The sequence below is a fragment of the Anabaena sp. FACHB-83 genome (assembly GCF_014697485.1).
Lineage (GTDB): Bacteria > Cyanobacteriota > Cyanobacteriia > Cyanobacteriales > Nostocaceae > Nostoc_B.
Map to the genome: position 1 here is coordinate 1 of NZ_JACJRY010000008.1, position 24,465 is coordinate 24,465.

Sequence of the window (24,465 nt, forward strand, 5' to 3'; positions counted from 1 at the left end):
TTGAGGTACTCATTTTTTAGCATTTGAGCCTCTTTTTCACTTGCTTTTCTTCTTTTATTTTCCGACTCTGAGAATGAATACTCACACCCTTGTAAAAAACCTACACCTGTCAGGGGGTTGGGGGTGGGGTTGAAGTGTACCTCATCCAACCGAGAACCGCTATATCATGTCCGGCACTTGTCATTGCGAATAGAGTGAAGCGGAATGTAGCGATCCACACATCTTGCACTTAGCTCCAACGAATGGAATTCGCGCCACTGAGGGAGTCGGGAAACCCGCCCAATGCAGTGGTTTGGCTATACAAACGTAGACGCGCAAGCGGCTTCCCGCAGGGTAGTCCGCCTACGCGGACTGACGAGAAATCAAGGGTTTGGAACCAGCGCAGGTGGTCACTGAGCTTGTCGAAGTGCGGGTTTTGCCTGTGTAGCCGCGACTTCAGTCGCCTGGTGCAAGATGTGAATGTAGGGGACTGGAACTTCTGCACATTTGGAATGCTCCCCTGATAACCTTTGTGGAGACGTTGCAATGCAACGTCTCCACAACCGAGTTAGCGAATGAGAATCTGACGAATTAAAATGCTCATCACTTCATCAGAGTTGGGGGTGGGTTGTGGCACACTCCAGTCGTTGACGTTGGCGTAGCCAATTATGTGTAAATGTTGAATGGTGCGGGTAACAGCTTGCACGGAGCCAATCAACACATGTTTAATTGGTTCGCGCTGAGGTAGTGGCTGTTGAGTTGGTTGCTGGCTGCTGGGTTGTTCTAGATTTTCACTAGGCAAAAACTGTTCTAATTTGGACTGTGCAGATTCTGGTAATTGTGACATGATAGTTTCAAATTCCTTTTTGGGAGTTTATGAGGGCGATCGCTGGATTCTTGGACGGAACGGCGATCGCCTTTATTTTTGAGAGTTTAGATTAGGGCGATTTCCTTAATCATACTCATATAATAAAGTATAAAATTATACTTGTCAATTACTATTTACAAAGTTTTATAAAAATAGTATTGGCAATTTCAAATTTTCGGGAATTGGTATTAGTTAAAGGCAACAGGGAACAGGCTGGTTTTGGGCAAGGTTTAAATCCTCGTCCAAAACCAGCCTGTTGCCTTAAAAAAACCACGATATAATGCGATTGCTTCGTTGTGCGATCGCTGCGATCGTAATGACAGTAAATATTTTTGTCCGATTACTTACTATTCCGCATCTTCATCAATTAAAGCATTGCGGTCAAGGATGAGTAAATTTCGCAGTTGGTCTGTATCTAACTCAGTTAACCATTCTTCTCCAGCACTCACGACTTGTTCAGCTAACTGCTTTTTACTTTCAATCATGTCGTGAATTTTTTCTTCTAAAGTGCCAGTGCAGACAAATTTATGTACTTGCACATTTCGCGTTTGACCAATGCGAAATACTCGGTCTGTGGCTTGATTTTCAATTGCTGGATTCCACCATCTATCAAAGTGAAATACATGATTGGCACGGGTTAAATTCAAGCCTACACCACCCGCTTTTAAAGAAAGAATCATTATCGGCGGCCCTTGTGGATCATGTTGAAATCGGTCTACCATTTCCTCGCGTTGTTTTTTACTGCTACCGCCATATAAAAAGAAAACTTCTCTGCCTAATTGCTGTTCTAAATAGGGTTTGAGTAACTTACCCCATTCCGCAAATTGAGTGAAGATTAACGCCCTATCTCCTTCGGAAATCGCCACATCTAACATTTCTTCTAGACGTTGCAATTTACCAGAATTATGTTCTCCTAATGTGCTTTCTTTTAAATACTGGGATGGATGATTACAAATTTGTTTGAGCTTAGTTAGTAAAGCTAAAATCATACCTCTGCGTTGCAATCCTTCGGCGGATTCTATTTCTACTAAGGATGTATCGACTGCTTGTTGATAAAGTGCGGCTTGTTCTGTAGTTAAACCACAAAATATTGTCATTTCTTGCTTGTCCGGCAAGTCTTGAATAATTTCTTTATCTGTTTTCAACCTTCTTAAAATAAATGGCTGAACTAAGGAACGCAATTGAGTTAAAGAAGCCGCATCACCATACTTTTCAATCGGCATAGCAAACCGCCGTTGAAAGAATTGTTTATTACCCAAATAACCAGGGTTGAGAAAATCTAAAATCGACCATAATTCTTGCAATCTATTTTCTACTGGTGTACCTGTTAGGGCGATGCGAAATGTTGCTTCTATTTGTCTAATGGCTTGGGACTGTTTAGCATCAGGATTTTTGACATTCTGGGCTTCATCTAAGACAATTATCTGCCAAGAAACTGTCTGCAATAGTTTGACATCTCTGTGAATCAAGGAATAGCTAGTAATAATTAAATTATGCTTATTTACGGCTTCAACAAATGCCTTTCCTTTGGGACGTTTGTCACCGTGATACTGCATTACTTTCAGACTGGGGGCAAATTTTCTCACTTCCCGTTCCCAGTTGCCTAACACAGAAGTGGGGCAAACTAATAGTATGGGTTTTTCTAATACATCTTGTTCTTTGAGGTGTAAGAGAAAGGCGATAAATTGAATAGTATTGTGACAGATAATATTATTCGCCACAAAGTTATGATGTTTACCTACTTCAAAATCGTAAACCCAGCCTTGATAATCTACATCTTCGATGTTGCTAATTTGGCAATAAAATACTTCTTTGTCAATTAATGTTTGGAGATGCTGTTTCGTGGAATTGAATTTTTCTAAGTCTAATTTTTGATAAGCAGCTAACGTTTTAGCTGTCCACTTAGAAGGTTTTAATTGCTGATATTGCTGTTGAGTTTCTCCCGTAATAATTTGGTTCATACAAACTACAACTTTCTGCAAACTTTCTCTAGAAAATTGTTGTGAACCATTAATATAGACTGTATTGTGCATTCCTAAGTGTCGCAGAGGTATGCCTGTTATGGCAACTGTTTGGGCGACAACATCAGCAGCAGGAACACCCTCGATATTGGTGTTATTAACTCGCTGACAAATTTCTTTTAGTTTTTGCTGCTTTTGAGTGTAGTTAAACCCAATTTCTTGCAAAAATCTCCGGGCTGAATTGCCGCCAATAACACCAATATAATAAGTACGAAAAATTCGCTTACCATTGGTGGCACATTTTTGTTTTGAGGAAATTCTTAACCAAATACCAAAGCGACGCAGCAGTGCAGAAAGTTGCTGAATTAGTAAACTTGATGCTGTGGAAATCTCAATACTCCGCATACTAGAAACTACAGAGGACTCAGCATCAAAATAGTGGCGTAAAAATAACCGCACACCATCTAAGTCCGCCTGCATAATGAATGAGGGAATCGATTTGGCTGCGGAAAGTTTACCCCAAACGTAACCTTGATTTTCCAGAAAGCGGCGGTAAGCTTGGCTATTAATTCGCAGACAAGGAACTTTACCGGGAAATGTACAAATACTAGGACGGTTGATTTTGAGATTGTAGCGATCGCCTATCCTCTGAAATGTTTGGCGTAAATCTTCTAGTAAGTTTATGTCTTTTTGGGTAATACTGACAGTTCCAATATCAGCTAGTTCATGTCCTTCGGCAATTTGCCAAGCCAAAAACTTGACTAAATCATGGTCTTGTGGTTTACTATGCCACAGCATCTTGCCAGGTACACAAACATAATCACCCGCCTGCAAATTATTTGTCCAACCTTGATTTGTCAGTAATTTATGGCGATGGGTAATAGTGATAGTACTGCCGTCTTGCAGGGTGATTTTTCTTAATTTTTCGCATACTTGTTGCCGATATATTCGCTGAATCGGTGCTTGGACAATTTTGCCAGTTGCTTCATCTAGGGAATTAACTAGTAACTCTTGAGTGGGTTCAGCCCAAAATCCTTCACCATCAAATATTGCTACGCCAGCATGATTTGTCCAAATAGCTTCTGCTGTCTGTAACATTCCATTGACATTGACTAAGGTATCAGGCGCTACGCATTTTCCTAGTCCCATATCGTCGGCGAGACACGCGCCTAAACCCCAACGTTCCAAAAAAGCCAGCCAAGCCGCACCTCGTTCTTGATAAGGACGCAATTTTCCGTGAAAACTGGCGGGTGTGGGTAAGGGTGTAATTTCCTGATTATTTGTCAACGCCCCAATTAATTCTTGTAACGCCCCCGATGCTTCAAAGCTAACAACTGGTAATTTTTCAATCACCTGGGTATCACCTGTACTCAGGCGTAAGGCATCTTCTAAAGAAAGTGCCATTTGTTCTTTACGGGAAGCAAAAAATGTCTGGGCTGTTTTAATATCTTGGGGACGTAACTCCACCCACTCACCGTTAATTTCTACCAAGGGACTATTTAAAGCTACCAGTCTGTCAAACTCTGCTTTAGAAATTGTCTGTCCCCCGATCGCCAATTGCCATTGAAAATTCAGCAAACTTTGTAAACCCAAGCGTTCTTTCTGCTTTTTGGGGGTTTCGGCGGTAATTTTCAACCCCAAACGATTTGCCCAGCCTTCGCGGTTTGTCAAACTAGGTGGCAAAATTACACCCAAACCGCTATCTTCCAATCTCCAGGCCACAGATTTGATAAATTCATAAGCTTGGATGGGGTTGAGTTGGCAAGATTGGGGATATTCTGTTTCTAAGCTGGGTGTAATTGTTCCATATAATCGAGAAGCTAAACCCAAACCACGCAAAAAAGTTTCTTGGGGTTTTTCAATGGTGCGGTTTTGATAAATTAATTCTTCAACGGGATTTTGCCAAATTGTTGCTGCATCCACTACAAATTCTGGATCATCCGCCGCCTGGAGAAAGTACGCCAGTTTCCATTCTGTTTCTCCCACTTCTGGGGAAGATAGTTGAAAACAAGTGCGAAATAAGGGCTTTCCTGTGAGTTGATGTTGTAACGGCAAAGTCCAAGCTTTCAGCGCCGCTTCTAAGCGTTCTACACCAATTGCATCTGCAACCACGGTATTAGATGCACCCGTTAAAGCTTGTAACCACTGGCGAATTGCTGACGGTAAAGCCGCCATCACTCTGGTTTCGATGATGGGTTGATTACCCACCATTTGCCGCACTTGCACATCTATGATGCTGTTGAGGAAATCTAAAATTAACTCTTGAGGCGATTCGGGTAAATTGACATATATATCCCCACTCCCCACTCCCGACTCCCCATTCCCAAATTCCTGATAAGTCCGACAACCTAGAGGCATTTTCGCGGCGAACTTTTCTAAGCGAGTTCCATCTACCGCACTGTCTAACAAAACTTGCCAGTTAGCGAATATAGTACCGTCCGCTTGGTGTTGAATATTCGGTAAAAATTTAGAACGGGAAATTAAATCTAAACTCCAACGGGCTACCTGTGACCAAAATCTTAAATCTCCAGCTAAAAAAGCAGCTTCACCATTAGTAATGTTGAGAGGAAGAGATTGGAGAAATTGAATTGCTTCGCTGGTATTCAGGCAAAAACCTGCAACTTGCCAAGGTTGGAGATATGGTGCAGCGTCAGAATTTAAATCTTGGCTGGCAGAATGTAAAGGTAATAAGTTGAAGCTTTGATCTTCCTTGGTTTCGCTAATCTGAGTTGGTAAAGCGATAATTTGCGAATGGCTTGGTAAGCTGATTTCTGACGGTTTTGGAGTTTTGCGCGATCGCCCTGAAGTTGGTGCTGGCTGTGGCTGAGTGCTGGCAATTCTCAGATTCCTTCCTGCTAACCACTCACTCAACTCCACGGCTGTCATTGCTAACGGATGTAGTGGAATTTCTAAGGATTTATTTACATCCCAATTTACTTGCGGCGATCGCCAAGTTTCTCCCCAGATAAATAAACAACTGTTTTGATTTTTTCTTACCCAGCTACCGTGTAAAATCGCCATTGTGAATTACTCGAATTATTCTCAGATTAAATTATTGAAAATTAAAATTTTTTATATATTATTTTGATTTTCGCCCTATCAAATTAGCAAATTAATTAACATTCTAAATTATCAAATTATTACTTAGTTTAGAAAAAATCGCCATTTCAATATCTGCTAAAAGTCAAATTGCTATTTATAAATAATTTGAATTAATATTTATTTTGTTGAGGCGATCGCCGCCATATTTCCAAGGTTGGTACTATTGTACAACCAGGGCTACATGCTGGTGTGAGATTGTTTTTCTCTAATTTAAGAATGATTTAAGAAAGATCCCATTCCGTTGCAGAGTTGTAAAAAAATCTACTTTTTATACCTTACCTCCACCAGTAGTTGAGCAATGACAGAGATTGCCATACATGCAATTTCTCAAACTTTTGAGTATGATTAGGCATATTCTACCTGTGGTAATCCACAAAGATAGCCAAGCCGTCGAATTTACTGCCGCTTAATAGGCAAATATGTAATAAATTTGGCAGCAAATCACTTGTTTATCTTTGTATGTAACAGAAGCCAGCCAGAGTGCAGAAATGTTAGGATTGCCACAGAGAGAGAATAGCGTGCATAGAAGGAAAAAAAACTGAATGGCAGAAGTTGAAAAGTCAATATCCTTTGATGGACGGGATATTCGACTGAAGTTAGGCCTACTAGCTCCCCAAGCTGGTGGGTCGGTTTTGATAGAATCAGGGGATACAGCTGTTTTGGTAACAGCTACGCGATCAGAAGCCAGAGAAGGCATTGATTTTCTGCCCCTTACCGTAGACTACGAAGAAAGACTTTATGCAGCAGGTAGAATTCCTGGTGGGATTATGCGCCGGGAAGGTCGTCCACCGGAAAAAGCAATTCTCACCAGCCGTCTCATAGACCGTCCTCTGCGTCCTTTGTTCCCTTCATGGTTGCGGGATGACCTGCAAGTTGTGGCTTTAACATTATCAATGGATGAGTTAGTGCCACCTGATGTTTTAGCAGTTACTGGTGCTTCTATAGCGACCTTAATTGCCCAAATTCCCTTTAACGGGCCAATGGCAGCCGTACGGGTAGGTTTAGTAGGAGATGATTTTATTATTAATCCTACTTATGCAGAAATTGAAGCCGGAGACCTGGACTTGATCGTAGCTGGTTCGCCAGAAGGCGTAATCATGATTGAGGCAGGAGCCAATCAGTTGCCAGAACGAGATATTATCGAAGCGATTGATTTTGGCTATGAAGCAGTACGCGATTTAATTAAAGCCCAGCAAGATATCATTGCTGATTTGGGTTTGCAAATCATTCACCAAGCACCACCAGAGGTAGACCAAACCCTGGAAAATTATATCCGCGATCGCGCCAACGACGAGATTAAGAAAATTCTGTCTCAATTTACATTTACTAAAACTGAGCGTGATACTGCTTTAGATGCAGTTAAAGATACCATCCAAACTGCGATCGCTGAATTATCAGAAGAAGATCCCGTTCGCGTTGCGGCTACTGCTGACCCCAAAGCAGTTGGTAAGACTTTTAAAGAAATCACCAAATATTTCATGCGCCGTCAAATCGTTGAAGACAACGTGCGCGTTGATGGTCGCAAACTTGATGAAGTCCGTCCGGTTTCTTGTCAAGTTAGTGTCTTACCAAAACGAGTCCACGGTAGCGGTTTATTTAATCGCGGACTGACTCAGGTATTATCCAACTGTACCCTTGGTACTCCCGGAGATGCCCAAAACCTCAACGACGACCTCCAAACCGACCAATCTAAACGTTACCTCCACCATTACAACTTCCCTCCCTTCTCCGTTGGCGAAACCAAACCATTACGCGCCCCTGGTAGAAGGGAAATTGGTCACGGCGCTTTAGCAGAACGCGCAATTTTACCAATTCTGCCACCCAAAGAACAATTTCCTTATGTAATTCGGGTAGTTTCCGAAGTACTTTCTTCCAACGGTTCCACCTCAATGGGTTCGGTTTGCGGTTCTACCCTCGCCTTGATGGATGCTGGTGTCCCAATTATCAAACCCGTTAGCGGTGCAGCAATGGGTCTGATTAAAGAAGGTGATGAAGTCCGCGTTTTGACTGATATTCAGGGCATTGAAGACTTTTTAGGTGATATGGACTTCAAAGTTGCTGGAACAGATGCTGGGATTACAGCCTTACAAATGGATATGAAAATCTCTGGTCTGCCTTTGGAGACCATAGCCCAAGCCATTCACCAAGCCAAAGATGCCCGGTTGCACATTTTAGATAAAATGCTGCAAACCATCGACCAACCACGTACCGAAACATCACCCTACGCACCACGTCTGCTGACTATCAAGATTGACCCAGACATGATTGGTCTAGTCATCGGCCCTGGTGGTAAGACAATTAAAGGCATTACAGAAGAAACTGGTGCCAAAATTGACATTGAAGATGATGGTACAGTGACTATCTCTGCCGTCGATGAAAGCAAAGCCAAGAAAGCGCGGAACATTATCCAAGGAATGACTCGCAAGCTGCATGAAGGGGATGTCTACGCGGGTCGCGTTACGCGAATTATCCCAATTGGTGCATTCGTGGAGTTTTTACCCGGTAAGGAAGGAATGATCCACATTTCTCAACTGGCTGATTATCGCGTCGGCAAAGTCGAAGATGAAGTTGCAGTTGGTGATGAAGTGATTGTCAAAGTGCGTGAGATTGACGGCAAAGGCCGAATTAATCTCACACGTTTGGGTATTCATCCAGACCAAGCAGCTGCGGCCAGAGAAGCTGCGGCAGTAAATCGATAAATCGATTTGGGATTTTAGAGATGATCTAAAATCCGCGATGCCTTTGTTGTAGGCATCGCCGTAGCTTTTTTAAAATATCAATTAACAATAAGCCGGACGACTGAAGTCGCGTCTAGATGAACGAAGCCTGCCTAGCCTACGGCAAAGCCCCAGCCGAACGCAGGCTAAAAAAATTATAAGTTGTATCTATACAATCAATGTTTAACAGCCTAATTTTGGGAATTATAAAAATAGGTTCTCAGAACTTTTTGCGATTATGCCTTTAACAAGGTAAAAAATACTTTAGGACTTACGCAAGAACCCTCTCAAATCCTCTTAACTTCGTGTCCTACCCTGCGGGAAGCCGCTATCGCGTCTATGCGCCCTTTGCGGTTCGTTTTTTCATGATTTTGCGTAAGTCCTGTACTTAACAAATCTAGATTATTTAAAATATCGATCGCATCCTTGACTCAAGTGCTTAAACCGAAATTCTTAATCAGTAATTTCTGGGAAAAATACCTGAAGACGATTTAAACAATATCAACAAAGGGAATACTGAGTTTAACCGCCTGCCAATTTAGGTAATGGCTAAACTTACTGTCTTTTGAGGAAATGTCACCGTGGTATTGTTTCGCAAGCATATAAGTTTTTTGACGACTTCGATTTTGCTGGGGTTGATGACTTTACCAAACATTGGCCTGGTAATGATGACAAATCCAGCCCAGGCGCAAACCAATAGTGAAAATCCATCAACTCTGACTCCAGATGTTCAGCGATCGCAAGTGACTCCTTCTTACCCAGCTTCTGCACCACCGCCACAAGTTAAACCTTTACCAGACGAGAGAAATCTGGAGGAAAGGTCAATAGAAACAGATTACCGTGTCAGTAACTTGCTGAAAGACTTTAAAGGAAATTTGTGGGTGGGTTATTGGCGGGGATTATCGCGGATTGACCCCAAGACAGGTAAAATATTAGCGCGGGTAAATTTACCGAATGTGGCGATCGGTGCTTTAGCTCAAGACAAAGTGGGGCGTTTATGGGTAGGAACTTATGAAGGACTGAAGCGAGTTGACCCCCGGACAAATGAAATTACAGCGCAGAATTTGTTTTTACCTTCCAAGCGGGTGTTGTCGATGTTAGTTGACAAGCGCGGTTACTTGTGGGTGGGTACTGATAGCGGTTTAGCTTTAATTAGTCCTGACCAAGGCTTAATTATGACGACAGTGAAAAATTTACCTGGAGTCAGCGCCAACACCTTAACTTTAGATGCAGAAGGTCAACTGTGGGTGGGGACTTTAGATGGTTTGGTACGTGTAAATACTACCAACGCTTATATTATGAAGCGGATTGACGGTTTACCCGGTACAACAGTGCAAACTTTAGCTATTAGTCCAGAAGGGTTAATTTGGGCGGGAATGGCTAACAATTTGCTGGTAATTGACCCAAAAACAGATAAAGTATTGCGATCGGTGACTCCATTGCGGGGACGGAATGTCACAGCAATCAAATTTGCCCAAGATGGTAGTGTTTGGGTAGGGACAAACAATGGTTTGTTACGATTAAATCCACACACAGGCGCACTTTTAGATCAAGTTGCAGGACTCCCTTCTAGTCGAGTGCTTGCGCTTGTACCAGATATTAGTAATAAATTATGGATCGGCACTAGTGAAGGTTTAGCTTGGTTAATGCCCAAAATGGGTGGCGCAAAACCCCATCTTGCTTTCAGTCGTGCAGTGAAATGAGGGAGTGGTGAGTTGGGAATGGGGAATAGTAATTCCTTGTTTCCTCTCCCTACTCCCTACTCCCTACTCCCTACTCCCCAGTCAAAAATGCCAGTTACTACCCAGCAATTAATTCAATGGAAACAACAGGGACGTGCGATCGCAGCGTTAACTGCTTGGGATTATGCGATCGCCCAACTGATCGACGCGGCTGGTGTAGACTTAATTTTGGTCGGAGACTCGATGGCGGTGGTTTTAGGTTATGAAACCACACTCCCCATTACCCTAGAGGAAATGCTATTTCATGCTAAAGCAGTACGTCGGGGTGTCAAACGCGCTTTAGTGGTAGTTGATTTACCATTCTTGACTTATCAAGAAAGTATTGCTCAAGCTATGCACTCAGCAGGCAGAATATTGAAAGAAACTGGAGCGCAAGCAGTCAAGCTAGAAGGTGGCTATCCAGCGATGGTAGAAACCATAGCACGTCTAGTCCAGGCGGGAATCCCGGTGATGGGTCATGTGGGATTGACACCGCAATCAGTTCATCAACTAGGTTTGCGCCAACAGGGAAAAACGGAAGAACAAGCAGAGAGAATTTTAAATGAAGCGATCGCCTTAGAACAAGCGGGTGTCTTCTCCATTGTGTTAGAGCATATTCCCGCAGATTTGGCAAGGCAAATCACCGAAAAACTCAGCATTCCCACAATTGGGATTGGTGCTGGTTCCTACTGCGATGGTCAAGTGTTAGTCACTTCAGATGTTCTTGGTCTTTCCGCCAAGCAACCACCGTTTGCTAAAACCTACACCAACCTGCGGGAAACAATTACTCAAGCGGTACAAGATTACACTATTGAAGTGCGGGAGAGAAAATTTCCGTAATTTTTATTGAGTGCTGAGTGCTGAGTGCTGAGAGGGGGGAGACAAGGTAGAGGGGGGAGACAAGGTAGAAAGATTGCTTCCGTGTCCCCCTTGTCCCCCTTGTCCCCCGTGTCTCCCGTGTCCCCCAACTCCCAACTCCCCACTCCCAACTCCCAACTCCCACTTAAGATTAAATAAACCCAATGCGGTGTAAAGGCCAAAAGCGAAATACAGCGCGACCGATGATATTTTGTCTGGGGAGAAAGCCCCAATAACGGGAATCATTACTGTCGTTGCGGTTGTCTCCCATGACAAACAACTCATCTGGTGGAACCTGTACTGGCGGGAATGGCTGATTTGCTGGTTCAGCGATGTAATCTTCTAGCAAAGGTTGATTATTGAGATAAACTTTACCACCAGCCACTTTAATAATTTCCCCTGGTGTAGCAATTACCCGTTTAATAAAAGCTTGGTCTTTGGGGTAGCCGCGTTTCTGTAATTCTTCGGGGGCCTGAAAAACTACGATATCCCCAGTGGCGGGAGGTTGAAAATGGTAAGAAATTTTTTCTACCACCAAGCGATCGCCTTCATATAAAGTTGGCACCATAGAATCAGAAGGGATGTAGCGAGGTTCCGCCACAAAAGTTCTGATTAATACTGCCAATAATAAAGCGATCGCTACTAAAGTTAAATTTTCTCGCCAACCACGCCATGTTTTTGATGAGGTATTAGCTGCTTTTGTATCAGTTTCCTGGGGAATCATAGAATTTTTTAGCCAGTGCAAACAGTGGGATAAATGCCTTCTGCTATATTATTTACCAAATAAACAGGAATACCCATCACAACTACCTCATTTCCTCAAACAAATTCAATGATGGTTAATGATGGGTAGAAAAACTATTGCCACGGTGAAGAAGGTAGTTGGGCAATTGACTGCACAGCACAGCCTTCTAAAAATATGGGGACACGTCCACAGTTAGGACATTTCATCACATCATCTTGTTGAGTATCAGGTTTATTTTTTGGTTTAGGTTTAGAATTTTGTGGTGTGAGAAAAATCACATCAATAGATAATGGAGTCGAACAATGACGACATTCACAAATTATTAACTGTCCGGCATCACTCGTTTGATAGACTTTTAGATGTTGTGTGGGATAAAATTTTTCTGGTTTTTCTGAGCTATCTGAGCTGTCGTATCTTTCGGATCTTTCGTATCTTTCGGATCTTTCGTATCGTTCTGATCTTTCTGACCTTTCGTATCGTTCTGATCTTTCGGGTTTTTCTGGTTTTGATTGTTCTTCAAGCTTTTCAGACATCGGTTTAACCATGTTTCCTTACAGAGCATTCAATTGAATTTTGAGGTACTGTTAGTGCAGCATTAACATTTAAGAGACACTGCTGTGACTTCCGATTCAGAATGCAACTAAACACTTTTAGCACGCCATACTAAATACTACAACCCCAGATTCTACTCATCCGCAGAATACAGATGTGGGAGGAAAAAGGTTATGACTGACGGAGAAAAGTTGTCTGTAGAGAATGGGTGTAGGGGTTTAGGGGTGTAACCCGAATTTCTCACGTATGGGTAGCGGGTGTGGGGAGTGTGGGGAGTGTGGGGGGAAAAATTTCTTCACCATCCTCCCACCCCTCACACCCTTATACCCTACACCCTTAATTACCTATGCACTAAAGTATTTCGCTACTGGGTGGTAGGTAATAATTGCCGTTGTAGACTGTTCAGGATAAAGCTGTTCACTTTCATCCATATACAGATTAATTCTGCCAGTGTCTAACAACTCCAATTGCTTGTACTGGTCTTGCATATTGGGACAAGCTGGATAGCCAAAACTATAGCGTGAACCGCGATAGCGTTGGGCTAAAATATCCCGAATATTATCAGGTTCCTCAGCAGTAAAACCTAACTCCTGGCGAATTCTAGCGTGTGTCCACTCCGCTAAAGCCTCAGCCATCTGCACTGCTAAACCGTGGAAGTAGAGATAATCGGTGTATTGATTATCTGCAAACAGCTTTTGGGCGTATTCTGTCGCAATGTCACCCACAGTCACCGCCTGCATCGGGAAAACATCAATTATCCCCGACTCCTTGGGCGCAAAGAAATCTGCAATGCACAGCCTTTTGGAAGACTTTTGCCTCGGAAACTCAAAACTCGTTTTTACCTCTGCGCCTCGGCGGTTCGTTTCATAGACATACAGCGTATTCCCCTCAGACTGACAAGGAAAATAACCGTAAATGACTTGAGGATGTAACAAATTCTCCTCAATAATGCACTGCTTCCAAGTTTCTAAAATTGGGTAAACTTTTGCATCTAAGAAAGCCTGATATTCTTCCTTTGATTGTTCCTTCGGTTTACGGAATTGCCATTGTCCGGCAATTAAAGCTTGCAAATCCAAATACCAGAATAATTCTTCTAAAGGAATATCCGCAGGCTGTAATAACTTGCTTCCCCAGAACGGTGGCGTGGGACGTTCTATATCTACTGCGATCGCTTCGGAACGGCGGGTATCAATGGGGAGTGGGGAATGGGGAGTGGGGAGTGCTGAGTGCTGAGTGCTGAGTGCTGATTTCTGAGTAATTTCTGGTTCATCACTGACTTCATCCAAAAATCCTTGCAAGTCATCCCAATTACCAGCAGCTTTGGCTGGCATTAATTTATCCATGAAATGCAAGTCAGAGAAAGCATCTTTGCCATAAACCACTTTACCTTTGTAAGTGTTTTGGCAATCATTATTGACAAACTTGGGAGTTAACGCCGCACCGCCTAAAATTACTGGGACAGTAATTCCCTTTTCGTTGAATACTTCCAAGTTTTCTTTCATGAAGGCAGTGGATTTCACCAGCAAGCCACTCATAGCAATACAATCGGCTTTATGTTGATTGTACGCCTCGATGATGTTTTCTACTGGCTGCTTAATTCCCAGGTTAATTACCTTGTAGCCGTTGTTAGAAAGAATGATATCTACTAGGTTTTTCCCAATGTCGTGGACATCACCTTTAACTGTGGCAATAATCACCTTGCCTTTGGCATTATTACCCGCTTCGGATTTTTCCATGAAGGGTTCTAGGTAAGCTACCGCCGCTTTCATGGTTTCGGCTGACTGCAAGACGAAGGGTAACTGCATTTGTCCTGAACCGAACAACTCACCGACTACTTTCATCCCATCTAGCAAGAAAGTATTGATAATTTCCAGTGGTTTGTAAGTTTCTAAGGCTTTGGTGAGGTGCTTTTCTAAACCAATGCGTTCGCCGTCAATGATATGGCGTTTGAGAATTTCTTCAATGGGGAGGTTTTCATCAACGCCTTTTTCCCGTTTCGCACTGACTCCAGCAAATAAGGTTGTGAGTTCGGCTAAGGGGTCATAAACGCAGACATCACCCTCAAATTTCCGTTCGTCGTAAATCAACTGGCGACAAACTTCTTGATGACGGGGTTCAATCTTCGCTAGTGGTAAGATTTTGTTGGCGCTAACAATTGCCGCATCCATTCCCGCCGCCATTGCTTCGTGCAGAAACATGGAGTTAAGGACGATACGCGCGGCGGCGGAAAGTCCAAAGGAAATATTCGACACACCCAAGATGACATGACATCCTGGTAATTCTTGGCGAATGCGGCGAATAGATGCAATGGTGGCTTTGCCGTTTTCTCTATCTTCTTCAATCCCCGTAGAAATTGGTAGAGCCAAGGTATCAAAGAATATTTCTGTAGCAGGGATGCCATATTCTACAGCTTGGCGGTAGGCACGTTGAGCAATTTGGAATTTTTTCTCCGCCGTCCGCGCCATACCTTCTTCATCAATCGTACCAATGACTACACCCGCACCGTACTTTTTCGCTAATTCCAGCACTTTCAAAAAGCGCGGTTCGCCGTCTTCGTAGTTGGTGGAGTTTAACAAACATTTACCACCCGCTACCTTTAACCCCGCCTCCATTTTTTCCCATTCGGTGGAGTCGAGCATTAAGGGTAAGGTAACATTATTCACGATGCGCGAAACGAGTTCGTGCATATCTCTCACGCCATCACGCCCCACATAATCGACGTTGACATCTAGGATGTGTGCGCCTTCTTTGACTTGCGCCCGCGCCATTGACACCAGTCCGTCCCAGTCTTCGGCGTTGAGTAAGTCGCGGCATTTTTTAGAACCACTGGCGTTGAGACGTTCACCGACAATTAAGAAAGAATTGTCTTGGGTGTAAGGTTGAGTTGTATATATTGATGCCGCCGCAGGTTCGAGGCTGGGCTGTCGAACTTTTGGCTTTAATTCTTTGGCGATTTCTGCTAGTTGTTGAATGTGTTCTGGACGTGTCCCACAGCAACCCCCGATCACTTGGACACCCAAATCTTCAACAAAGTGCATTAATGCCATCCGTAATTCTAGCGGTGTCAAGCGGTAGTGTGCTTGACCGCCAACGTTCTCCGGTAAACCCGCGTTAGGAATACAAGAAACCACAAACGGCGAATGTTCTGCCAAATACTTGATGTGTGGTTTCATCAAATCTGGGCCTGTGGCGCAGTTTAAACCGAGAATATCGATTTTATATGGTTCCAAAATGGTCAGGACAGCATTGATTTCTGTACCTACCAACATTGTTCCCATGCTTTCCATTGTCACCGATACCATCAACGGGATGCGATCGCCTTTCTTGGCAAAGGCTTCTTCTATCCCATTCAGTGCAGCTTTGATTTGCAGCACATCTTGGCAAGTTTCAACCAACAATAAATCAACACCGCCATCCATGAGGGCTTCGGCTTGTTCCGCAAAAGAAGCCTTCATAGTGTCAAAGTCAATATGTCCCAAGGTGGGGAGTTTGGTGGTGGGGCCGATGGAACCTGCAACAAACCGGGGTTTTTCAGGTGTGGAAAATTCCGCCGCCACACCCTTGGCGAGTTCGGCGGCGGTTTTGCTGAGGTAGTAAGCTTGGTCTGCTAAGTCATACTCTGCCAGTACAATCGAGGTACTGCCAAAACTATCAGTTTCAATCACATCCGCACCAGCCGCGAGAAAGTCACGATGCACTTTAGCGACAGCTTCGGGTTTTGAATGAACTAAATATTCGTTACAACCTTCATATTGTGCGCCGCCGAAATCTTCAGCAGTCAGGTTTTGGGTTTGCAAGTTAGTCCCCATCGCCCCGTCAAAAACAATCACCGGGCTATCAGGACTACGCAGGCGTTCAAGGAAAGGATGAGTCATATTTTCCCAGAATAAATGATTTTTTAGTTGAGGAGATCCCCCCAACCCCCCTTAAAAAGGGGGGCTATTTTTTTATTTATCCCCTTAAAAAGTAGAGGATTGTTTTTTAACCCCCTTTTTAAGGGGGTCGCCGTAGGCGGGGGGATCTAATTTTAGGACGCTCGAAGTTTGATCCAAGAATATTGGAAATGTAGTGAGTATTGTAATACTCCACTTAATTTATTATTTTCCCTAATTGTGGGGTAATATGGGCGATCGCTCATAATCTCAACTTACATACCAACGCGGAAATCCCATTTTAGAAGTCGGGGATCTGATGAATCATGAAGGATGTATGACAAGACTTGATTCCCAGTTGTTAGAAAAACCCAATAAACGTTATGTTGGTGAGGTTGCGAGATTAAAATAGCTGTAGCAAGCAATCAACAACACTTGTATCAGTTTTCACGCCTTGTTTAAGGATTACAGATAATGCGACCGATCAAAAGACCCATCAAACCAGCGACTTACATATCTTTTCTCTACATCTACCAAACTACTTGGGGAACGGCTGGTGATATCTGTCTAATCCGAGAATCCGTAGCAAATGAAGGTACAACCAAGTTTATCGGTCATAAAGTCCGGCTAGTAGTACCGAAATGGTTAGAACGCGATCGCGTGGCGCATTTTCCAGTAGTTAAGGTTGCTGGTAATGTCGGTGAAGGACACCCCAAAGAACATCCCTATGAATGGGAGGTGTATGAAGGTGTGGATCGAGAAATTGCGATCGCCGCTTTAAAACCTTGGGGCTTTAAGTTAATTGACCAACCAGAGTAACTCTTATTGCCACTAAAAAGTAATATGTTTAATATTACATAAAAATGATTATCATTCTATTATGGCTAAACCAACGATCACCGTCATTGTTGGCACATCTGGTGCTGGAAAAACTACCTGGATTTGCCAACAGTTAAGAGATATGAGTGCTGTTGACCAAGTAATTTATTTCAGCCCTGGTACTGGGACTGTTCCCATCGACCAAACCCTCATAGCAACTGAGTTTCCGGGGATAAAAGTTTTTGGAGAAGGTCAGGAAACTGAATTTCTCAGCCAAATACCCCAAGCTGAAGCAGTGTATTTAGAATTAGGTTTTTATTTTGAGTTAGGAGCGATCGCCCAAATTTTAGGTAATCAAAATTACCATGCTGTCGCGGTCTTACCACCCAACCTGAGCAACTCAGAATATCACACTTGGGCAACCGAAATTATACCAGGCGCACCAGCCCCAACAAATCAGGCTGGAAGTTTATGGCGGATAGCCAGCAACGGTCAAGTCGTGGATGAAACCAGTTTAGAAGAATTTTGGTACGAAATTACCCACGGTGCTTACGGTGTGGTCAGCCGCGCCAAAGGTATTTTTGATGTTAACGATGGTCGTTCCATTTACTGTGATTTTGTGGCTGGTGTTCCCCAAACAGATTTTCTGGAATTAGACCTACCACGCTGCTTGGATGGTAGACCGCAGCGTTTCAGTGGTTTGGAAGTGGTAGGACAAAACTTAGATGAAGCAAATTTAAAACAAACCTTACTAGATTGCTGTTTATCTGATGGGTTGATTTCCCAATACCAACAACAAGTACAGCAAATTTTATTGCAAGGGGAATTAGTATGAAAATCGCCGTTATGTCATGTATTCATGGCAATTACACCGCCTTAGACGCGGTATTACTAGATATCGACCAGCAAAAAGCTGAGAAAATCTTTTGTGTTGGTGATTTAGTTGGCTATGGGCCGCATCCCAACGCAGTAATTAGCCAAATTCGCTCTTTGGATATTCCCACCTGTGTCGGTTGTTGGGATGAAGATATTATCGAAGGATTGAACTCTTGTGAGTGTAGCTATCCTTCATTATTGGCAGAAAAAAGAGGTATCAAGGCTCATGAATGGACTAACAAAGAAATTCATCCAGAGAACCGCGAATTTTTAGCCCAATTACCCCACAGTCTCAAACAAGGAAATTTAGCCTTTGTTCATGGTAGCCCTTACAGCAACCATGAGTATTTGTTACCAGAAATCGATGCTTTTACAGCACTAGAACGTGTACTTTCTACAGAAGCAGATGTGCTGTTTTGTGGTCATACCCATGTACCTTATGCTCGAACTTTAGATGCAGGTCAGTTACAAATCAAGGTTGCTCAAGGAGAAACAGCACAAGAAATTAACTTTAACTCGCCTCTGAAACGAATTGTTAATGTTGGTTCCGTAGGTGAACCGCGACATGGTAGACCAAACGCCACTTATGTAATTTACGACACAGATACTCAAGATATTCAACTGCGAGAAGTACCTTACGATTATCAAAAAACCTGTGCAGCCATTATCGAGAAAGGTTTACCAGCCATTTTTGCTTGGCGTTTAGCAAATGGGTTGGAGTATGCAGAACGAGCCGATGACCCAACTCATGTATGTACAAGGTAATTTCTATCTTTTATGAGTTGAAAGTGCTGAGTCACTTCGACTACGCTCAGTGACCATAAGGAATTGTTAACAGACTTGTGCTATGGCAATCCTAAATGATTCACAAACATCTCTCTACCTTGTCTACCTTGTCTCCTTTGTTTATGTTTCAAATAAGACTGCTATAGGACTATTCTTTCTTTTTGACCTTTTACTTTTGCCTTGTTGTACTAGCTTTGTGAAATCAGTTTCATCGGGGCTTCCTTCCCATTCCTCTGTATTATTAAAAAATCAACGATTATGAATAAATGGGCGATTTTGAGTGGCATTACCGGGAATCTTGCCGCCTATGAGGCTGTAATGGCAGATATTAAACGTTACGGTCATCAGATAGAAGCTTTGTATATTTTAGGTGATTTGGTAGGGCCAAGACCTGAAACAGAAAAGTTAATTGAACGAGTCATGAACCCAAGACGGGGAGAATTAGAACCCTTAATTTGTAAGGGATGGTGGGAAGAACAATGTTTGATTTTGCATGGTTTGGGGGCGAGTGGGGATGCTCCAGAATTAATTGCCAAATATGGGGGTGATACCGTAAAACTACTGTGGGATAGTGTTTCTCGCAAGACTGTACAATGGTTGCGATCGCTCGACTTTGGTTTTTTTGAATTAGATTGTTTGTTAATCCACGGTTCAACAGTCAGTGTGGCTGAAGAATTAACTCCCGAAACACCGCCAATTCAAATGTTTGATAGACTGTCGCGGATGCAAGCAAATAATTTGTTTTGCGGTCGTTCTGGTTTAACCTTTCAATATCAATTGCAAACCGGTTCAATTACCACAGGTCTTACAACACTTGATTCCCAACATTCTCAGCAAATTATTACCGTCTCCCCTCGTCAAGTCATCGGTGTTGGTAACGTAGGATGCACACAGGGACAAGCAACTTACACTCTTTATCACCCTAGTAGCAATCAAGTGGAATTTAAAACTGTATATTACGGGAGTAATAAAGGATTTAACAGTCAATCTGCGGGTAAAAAGGCGAAATCTAGCATCTATTAATGAGTAATGGTCAAGCAAGATTCTTTTTTTAGTTTGCGGCTGTTCAGATCCCCGACTTTTTGAAAAAGTCGGGGATCTACGACACATCATAATTTGTGTGGTGGACTAATAGTTGAGCTTGATTAATAAGGTTAAAATACTCGCTACAGCGTATTTTAGGTACATAAGGTACAAGGGTAAAACCCAAAACTATGTGGAGACGTTACATATAACGTCTCTACTTTGTTAAAGAAGGTTGTCAACAGCTTCTTTAAACTTTTCGTAAGGTGAGACTCCAATAATTTTTTCGACTAAATCACCATCTTTAAAGATTAAAATGGCGGGAATACTACGAAGAGCATATTGTTTAAATAGTGGTTTGTTTTTATCTACGTCTACTTTAACGACTTTAGCGCGTCCGTTGTATTCTGTTGCAAGTTGTTCCATTAAGGGACTGACAAGGCGACAGGGGCCGCACCAAGTAGCAGTAAAATCAACAACTAGAATTTTCTCTTGAGTTAAAAGGGTATAAAATTCACTTTCTTGAATATCGGCAACTGTACCAGCTTCGGTAGACATTTTTAAATCCCTCAATATTAAATTCAATAACTAAGTAACTATACAGAGTATATAGGTAGGAGCGATCGCAAAACGGCTTTAATCTCAGTTTTGAGCGATCGCAGCAATGGAAAAGCCAATACAGTTAAGTTAAGCTGATGAGAGTTGATTTCTCAATTTCTGCTCTGCCTATAAGACAATGAGCAAGATTTGGGGGAGAATCCCCAAGCCCCCGATTGGGGGACGGTTGCGTCCCCCAAACCCCCTCCAAAATCATTTTTTAGTTTTGATTTGAAAGCTTGAATACCAGGAATAGTAGGACTTTTCTTCCTGCTTCCTGCCTCAACCGCGTAGTGGTAAGTCAAAAGGCAAAAGTAAAAAGGCAAAAATGAAGAATACTTTTGACTTTTGGTTTTTTACTTTTGACTTCTCCGGCTTTGCCGGAGTGCCTCCTGCCTTCTATCCAATAGCTGAGATAGTTAAACCTGTAACAGCTATAGCACCAGCGATCGCACTTGCAACCAGAGAGGTGAGTGCTGTTCCAAATAACCACCAAGCAGCGTTAGCAACGGTTTTTTTGGTTTCTTCGGCTTGTTTTTTGGCTTGGTGTTGGATGCTGTGTAAACGTTCTTTGGTGATTTGCTGAATGCGTTCGGCGCGTTGCAGGACACTATTGCGGGCGGATTCGATTTGGTTGATAATGCGGTTAGCGTCTTCCTGAGAAATGTCTTCCCGCGAACTGAGGACAGCCACTAAGGTATCACGGTCAAATTCACTCAGGCGATCGCGCAAGGCTTCAAATCCGGCTTGGGGGTCATCAAACAATTTGGCAAAATCATGTTTAATCCCTTCATAATTTAGCTCAGGACGATCCAAGGAATTGAGATAGCTACGGATTCTGTTTCTGACTCGTTCGGTTGCTGATTGTACAGCTTGTTGAATCTGCCGATATTGATTTACAACTGCATCCCGCGCCGATAATGTTTGATCAGCAATGCGGTTAACATCTTCTTCAGAAATATCCTCACGTTGGGATAGTAACGCCACAATTGTGGAACGGTCAACTTGAGACAAGCGATCGCTTAAGTTACCAACTCCCGCACGAGGATCTCGCAACAGCAGTTGTAAATCACGTTTAATGCTGTCTGGGTTGAGTTCTTCTTTATTGGTGTGACGTAGATAATCTTCGAGATTTCTTTCAAAATCGACAACTTGCTGAACAGTACGGTTTGCCAAGCGACGCGGTGCTTTAATAATGTTAGTAATCGCCTCTTGTACTTGGTCAATTAGCCGTTGTACTTGTTCTTCGCTTAAGTCTCCCCGTTGGCTGACGAGTTTAACTAAAGTTTCGCGGTCAACTTGCGACAAGCGACTACGAATTGCAGAAATTCCTTCTCGCGGATCAACCAGTAATTTTTCTAAATCTCGGCGGATACCTTCGGGGTCAAGTTCTTCTAAGTTAGTATTGCGGAGATATTCAGCAATTTGAGTTGTGGTTTGTTCGTACTGTTCTTTAGCTTTATCTGCTACAACTTGCGGGGTTTGCAAGATGTTATCCCTGGCTGATTCTAGCTGATCAATAATTTGGTTAACTTCATCCTCATTCAAGTCTTGACGCTGAGAAAGCAGACTGACTAAAGTATCACGATCAAACTGCGATAAACGCTGACGCAACAAGTTAAATCCGGCTTGGGGGTCTTGCAGTAAAGTGCTGAAATCGCGGCGAATACCTTCAGGATTTAATTCTTCCTTATTAGTATTGCGTAAATAATCTTCGACTCTTTGGCGTAAGTTTTCAGTTTGGGTTGTCGCTTGTTCCTGTAATTGATTTAAAACAGAATCCCGGACACTTTCTAAGTTATTTAGCAAATTATTAGCTTCTTCATCACTGAAATCTTGACGCTGCTGTAAAACTTGCAGCAAGACATCACGAGCCAATCCTTGGAAGCGTTCATTTAAATCATCAAAATCAGCGTTTAATTCTGTGATTAAGTTATCAAAATCTCGCTCAACAGCTTCAGGATTCAATTCTTCTTTACTTGTAGAACGCAGGTAATTTTCGATGCGGTTCCGCAAATCTTGACTCTTATCTTTAACTTCCGCCTGTTGCAAAGTTGTTAACACTTCTTGGCGAATTTCTTCCATTTGTTGAGCAATTTCTTTGACTCTAACTTCGCTAATATCACTGCGACGGATCAGTAAATTCGCAAACTCTTCTTGGTTGAAATCTTCTAATTCTCGCCGCATAGTTGCTGCATCTGCTTGCGGGTCATAAATCACATCCCGAAATTCATCTTTAATAGTGATGCGGTTAAAGTGCCAAGGTAAAGAGTTTTTAACGTAATCTTCTACATCTTGACGGTAATGAGAATTGGATAAATTACCTCGTCTTTGCGTAGTTTTTGCAATAGTTTCTTGCAGTTGATGAGATATGTTTTCGATATCCAAATCTTGAACTTTATCTTTCAGTTTTTGTAACTGATTGGTGATTTTATTCACATCTATATCAGGGGCATTTAGTCGTTCTAAGACTACTGGTAAAGCAGCAGTTAAACCAGTTTGAATGGCTTTGCTGATACCGCCATTATTGCCATTACCGTTACCACCAACAGTCACTAATTCTTGCAAGCGATCGCCTAATTCATCTGATTGCAATTCTTCGGGGGTTGCCGATGTAATTAAGTTAATGACTTGCTGTGCTGGGTTGCGTCGTGCCGAAGTTTGATTCCAAGCCGCTTCTAATTGGTCAGCAATTTTATTCACATCAGCTTTCGAGAAATTTGTGCGATCGCTAATTAAATCAACAAAAGTTTGGCGATTGAAATTTTGCGTCAAATTTTCCGGTAGAGATTGCCAATCGATATCACCAAAAATCTGATCAAATTGTTTACGGATATCTTTGAAATCTAGTTGCGGTTTTTGCAAATTACTTAAAGAACTTTGCAGCGTATTTTGAATACTATCAACATCAAACCCAGAAGTTAACTCTCTGCGAACGGCGGCTGTAATATCTTCCGCAGTCGAAACCATCTGTTGTTTAGCAAAATTTGCACCAATCGCACTAGTCGCAGTTCCCATTAATGCTTTGATACCACTATTAGCAGTATTCGCCACTGCACCAATTAAAGAACCGACTGTTGAAGAACCAAACCAAACAATTATTGAAAAATACGCTGACCAAATAACTACACCAATAATTGCGCCTAAAAATGCACTATCTATTAAGCTAAGTTTGACAGCCAAAAAGCAAGCAATAAATAATGCAGTAGTGGCGCTAATTAATGCCCAAAAACCAACTTTATTTTCTACTTTGCGAATTGTAGTACCTAAGCTTTCGTCATCATCACTAGAAGATGAATCATCATCGGTGGCAGAAATTATTGCTGCTAATGCAAAGTTGGTTAATAACAGTTGAAAAGCAAATGCCATTAAGACACCAGCCACCAACGAAACTAAAAATTTCGGCCCAGAAAAAACCACTGATGCTTGTTCGGGGGTTAGTATTTCTTGCACCTCGGTTATGGCTGCTAATCCATTATTCAGCCAATGCCATCCTAAAAAATTTTCGACAATTTGAAGCATAGTATTTTCTCATTCATGCTCAATAAATGCCAGTTACTTTGTAAATAACCGGCTACTTCCTACGCTAAGTACCAAATTCTTTAGCTGACACTTTCTTAGGGGGTAAAGTCTGTTTCCGAAAGTCGTAGTTTTATAGTTGGAGGCAGTGATTTGGCTCCTTTCGACTGCGCTTTAAGCACGTCGCTCACCAATCGAAGTAAAACATGATTATCTTCTATAGGACTCATATTTGATTTGGGAAAAAAATCAGTACATACAGATAAGGCTTCTTTCCTACTCCCGACTCCCTATTCCCTACCTGCACAAATAAATTCAGAAGTCAAACCGGATTCCTATATCTGCGGTCAATTAATCTTAAATGCCGTTGCATAAATGCGGGATGAATCAACTAAATACAGGAATTGTTCAGTCGGCGAAAATCAAAAGATTTATAAAGAAAATCGTCCATAATACTGTATTCCCGACAA

At 42.4% G+C, this 24,465-nt stretch carries 14 protein-coding genes; 7 read left to right on the forward strand and 7 right to left on the reverse strand.

What is annotated here, in order from left to right; translation table 11 throughout:
• Positions 1-547 precede the first annotated feature (547 nt).
• Both H6G79_RS12095 and H6G79_RS12100 read right to left on the reverse strand, forming a co-directional pair.
• Positions 548-826, reverse strand: coding sequence for a hypothetical protein (locus H6G79_RS12095; RefSeq protein WP_190590874.1), 279 nt, complete (start codon positions 824-826; stop codon positions 548-550).
• 368 nt (positions 827-1,194) lie between these two features.
• Positions 1,195-5,829, reverse strand: a complete 4,635-nt coding sequence (locus H6G79_RS12100) for an SNF2-related protein (RefSeq protein WP_190590876.1) — start codon at positions 5,827-5,829, stop codon at positions 1,195-1,197.
• A gap of 623 nt (positions 5,830-6,452) precedes the next feature.
• Between H6G79_RS12100 and H6G79_RS12105 the strand changes: the two genes are divergently transcribed.
• The 3 genes from H6G79_RS12105 (at position 6,453) to panB (ending at position 11,188) form a co-directional block, all read left to right on the forward strand.
• Entirely contained in the window at positions 6,453-8,609 is a 2,157-nt protein-coding gene (locus tag H6G79_RS12105) for a polyribonucleotide nucleotidyltransferase (protein WP_190590878.1), read from the forward strand.
• 683 nt (positions 8,610-9,292) lie between these two features.
• Positions 9,293-10,330: a two-component regulator propeller domain-containing protein gene (locus H6G79_RS12110; RefSeq protein WP_396019797.1), complete on the forward strand. Its 1,038-nt coding sequence runs from the start codon at positions 9,293-9,295 to the stop codon at positions 10,328-10,330.
• Between the two features lie 87 nt (positions 10,331-10,417).
• A complete protein-coding gene (gene panB, locus H6G79_RS12115; RefSeq protein WP_190590882.1) occupies positions 10,418-11,188 on the forward strand; it encodes a 3-methyl-2-oxobutanoate hydroxymethyltransferase in 771 nt (256 codons plus the stop codon).
• A 169-nt stretch (positions 11,189-11,357) separates the two neighbouring features.
• On the opposite strand, the gene lepB is transcribed toward panB, so the two are convergent.
• From lepB to metH, 3 genes are all read right to left on the reverse strand, one after another.
• A complete protein-coding gene (gene lepB, locus H6G79_RS12120; protein ID WP_190590884.1) occupies positions 11,358-11,930 on the reverse strand; it encodes a signal peptidase I in 573 nt (190 codons plus the stop codon).
• Positions 11,931-12,064: 134 nt separating this feature from the next.
• Positions 12,065-12,484: a hypothetical protein gene (locus tag H6G79_RS12125; RefSeq protein WP_190590886.1), complete on the reverse strand. Its 420-nt coding sequence runs from the start codon at positions 12,482-12,484 to the stop codon at positions 12,065-12,067.
• A gap of 363 nt (positions 12,485-12,847) precedes the next feature.
• Complete coding sequence (metH, locus tag H6G79_RS12130; protein WP_190590889.1) at positions 12,848-16,378, reverse strand: methionine synthase; 3,531 nt, start codon at positions 16,376-16,378, stop codon at positions 12,848-12,850.
• Positions 16,379-16,849: 471 nt separating this feature from the next.
• Here metH and H6G79_RS12135 point away from each other — a divergent pair, with 471 nt between their 5' ends.
• The 4 genes from H6G79_RS12135 to H6G79_RS12150 all read left to right on the forward strand — a co-directional run bounded on the left by H6G79_RS12135 (position 16,850) and on the right by H6G79_RS12150 (position 19,879).
• Positions 16,850-17,194, forward strand: coding sequence for a hypothetical protein (locus H6G79_RS12135; protein ID WP_190590891.1), 345 nt, complete (start codon positions 16,850-16,852; stop codon positions 17,192-17,194).
• 61 nt (positions 17,195-17,255) lie between these two features.
• Positions 17,256-18,029, forward strand: coding sequence for a GTP-binding protein (locus tag H6G79_RS12140; protein WP_190590892.1), 774 nt, complete (start codon positions 17,256-17,258; stop codon positions 18,027-18,029).
• A complete protein-coding gene (locus H6G79_RS12145; RefSeq protein WP_190590894.1) occupies positions 18,026-18,835 on the forward strand; it encodes a metallophosphoesterase in 810 nt (269 codons plus the stop codon). The genes H6G79_RS12140 and H6G79_RS12145 overlap by 4 nt, the downstream gene beginning before the upstream one ends.
• Before the next feature lie 279 nt (positions 18,836-19,114).
• Complete coding sequence (locus H6G79_RS12150) at positions 19,115-19,879, forward strand: metallophosphatase (RefSeq protein WP_190590895.1); 765 nt, start codon at positions 19,115-19,117, stop codon at positions 19,877-19,879.
• A gap of 225 nt (positions 19,880-20,104) precedes the next feature.
• Here the strand turns inward: H6G79_RS12150 and trxA are convergent, their stop codons facing one another.
• The gene (gene trxA / locus H6G79_RS12155) at positions 20,105-20,437 is read right to left on the reverse strand and encodes a thioredoxin (RefSeq protein WP_190590897.1); all 333 of its coding nucleotides are present in this window, start codon (positions 20,435-20,437) and stop codon (positions 20,105-20,107) included.
• Between the two features lie 438 nt (positions 20,438-20,875).
• The gene (locus tag H6G79_RS12160) at positions 20,876-23,998 is read right to left on the reverse strand and encodes an MFS transporter (RefSeq protein ID WP_190590899.1); all 3,123 of its coding nucleotides are present in this window, start codon (positions 23,996-23,998) and stop codon (positions 20,876-20,878) included.
• Positions 23,999-24,465: the final 467 nt, after the last annotated feature.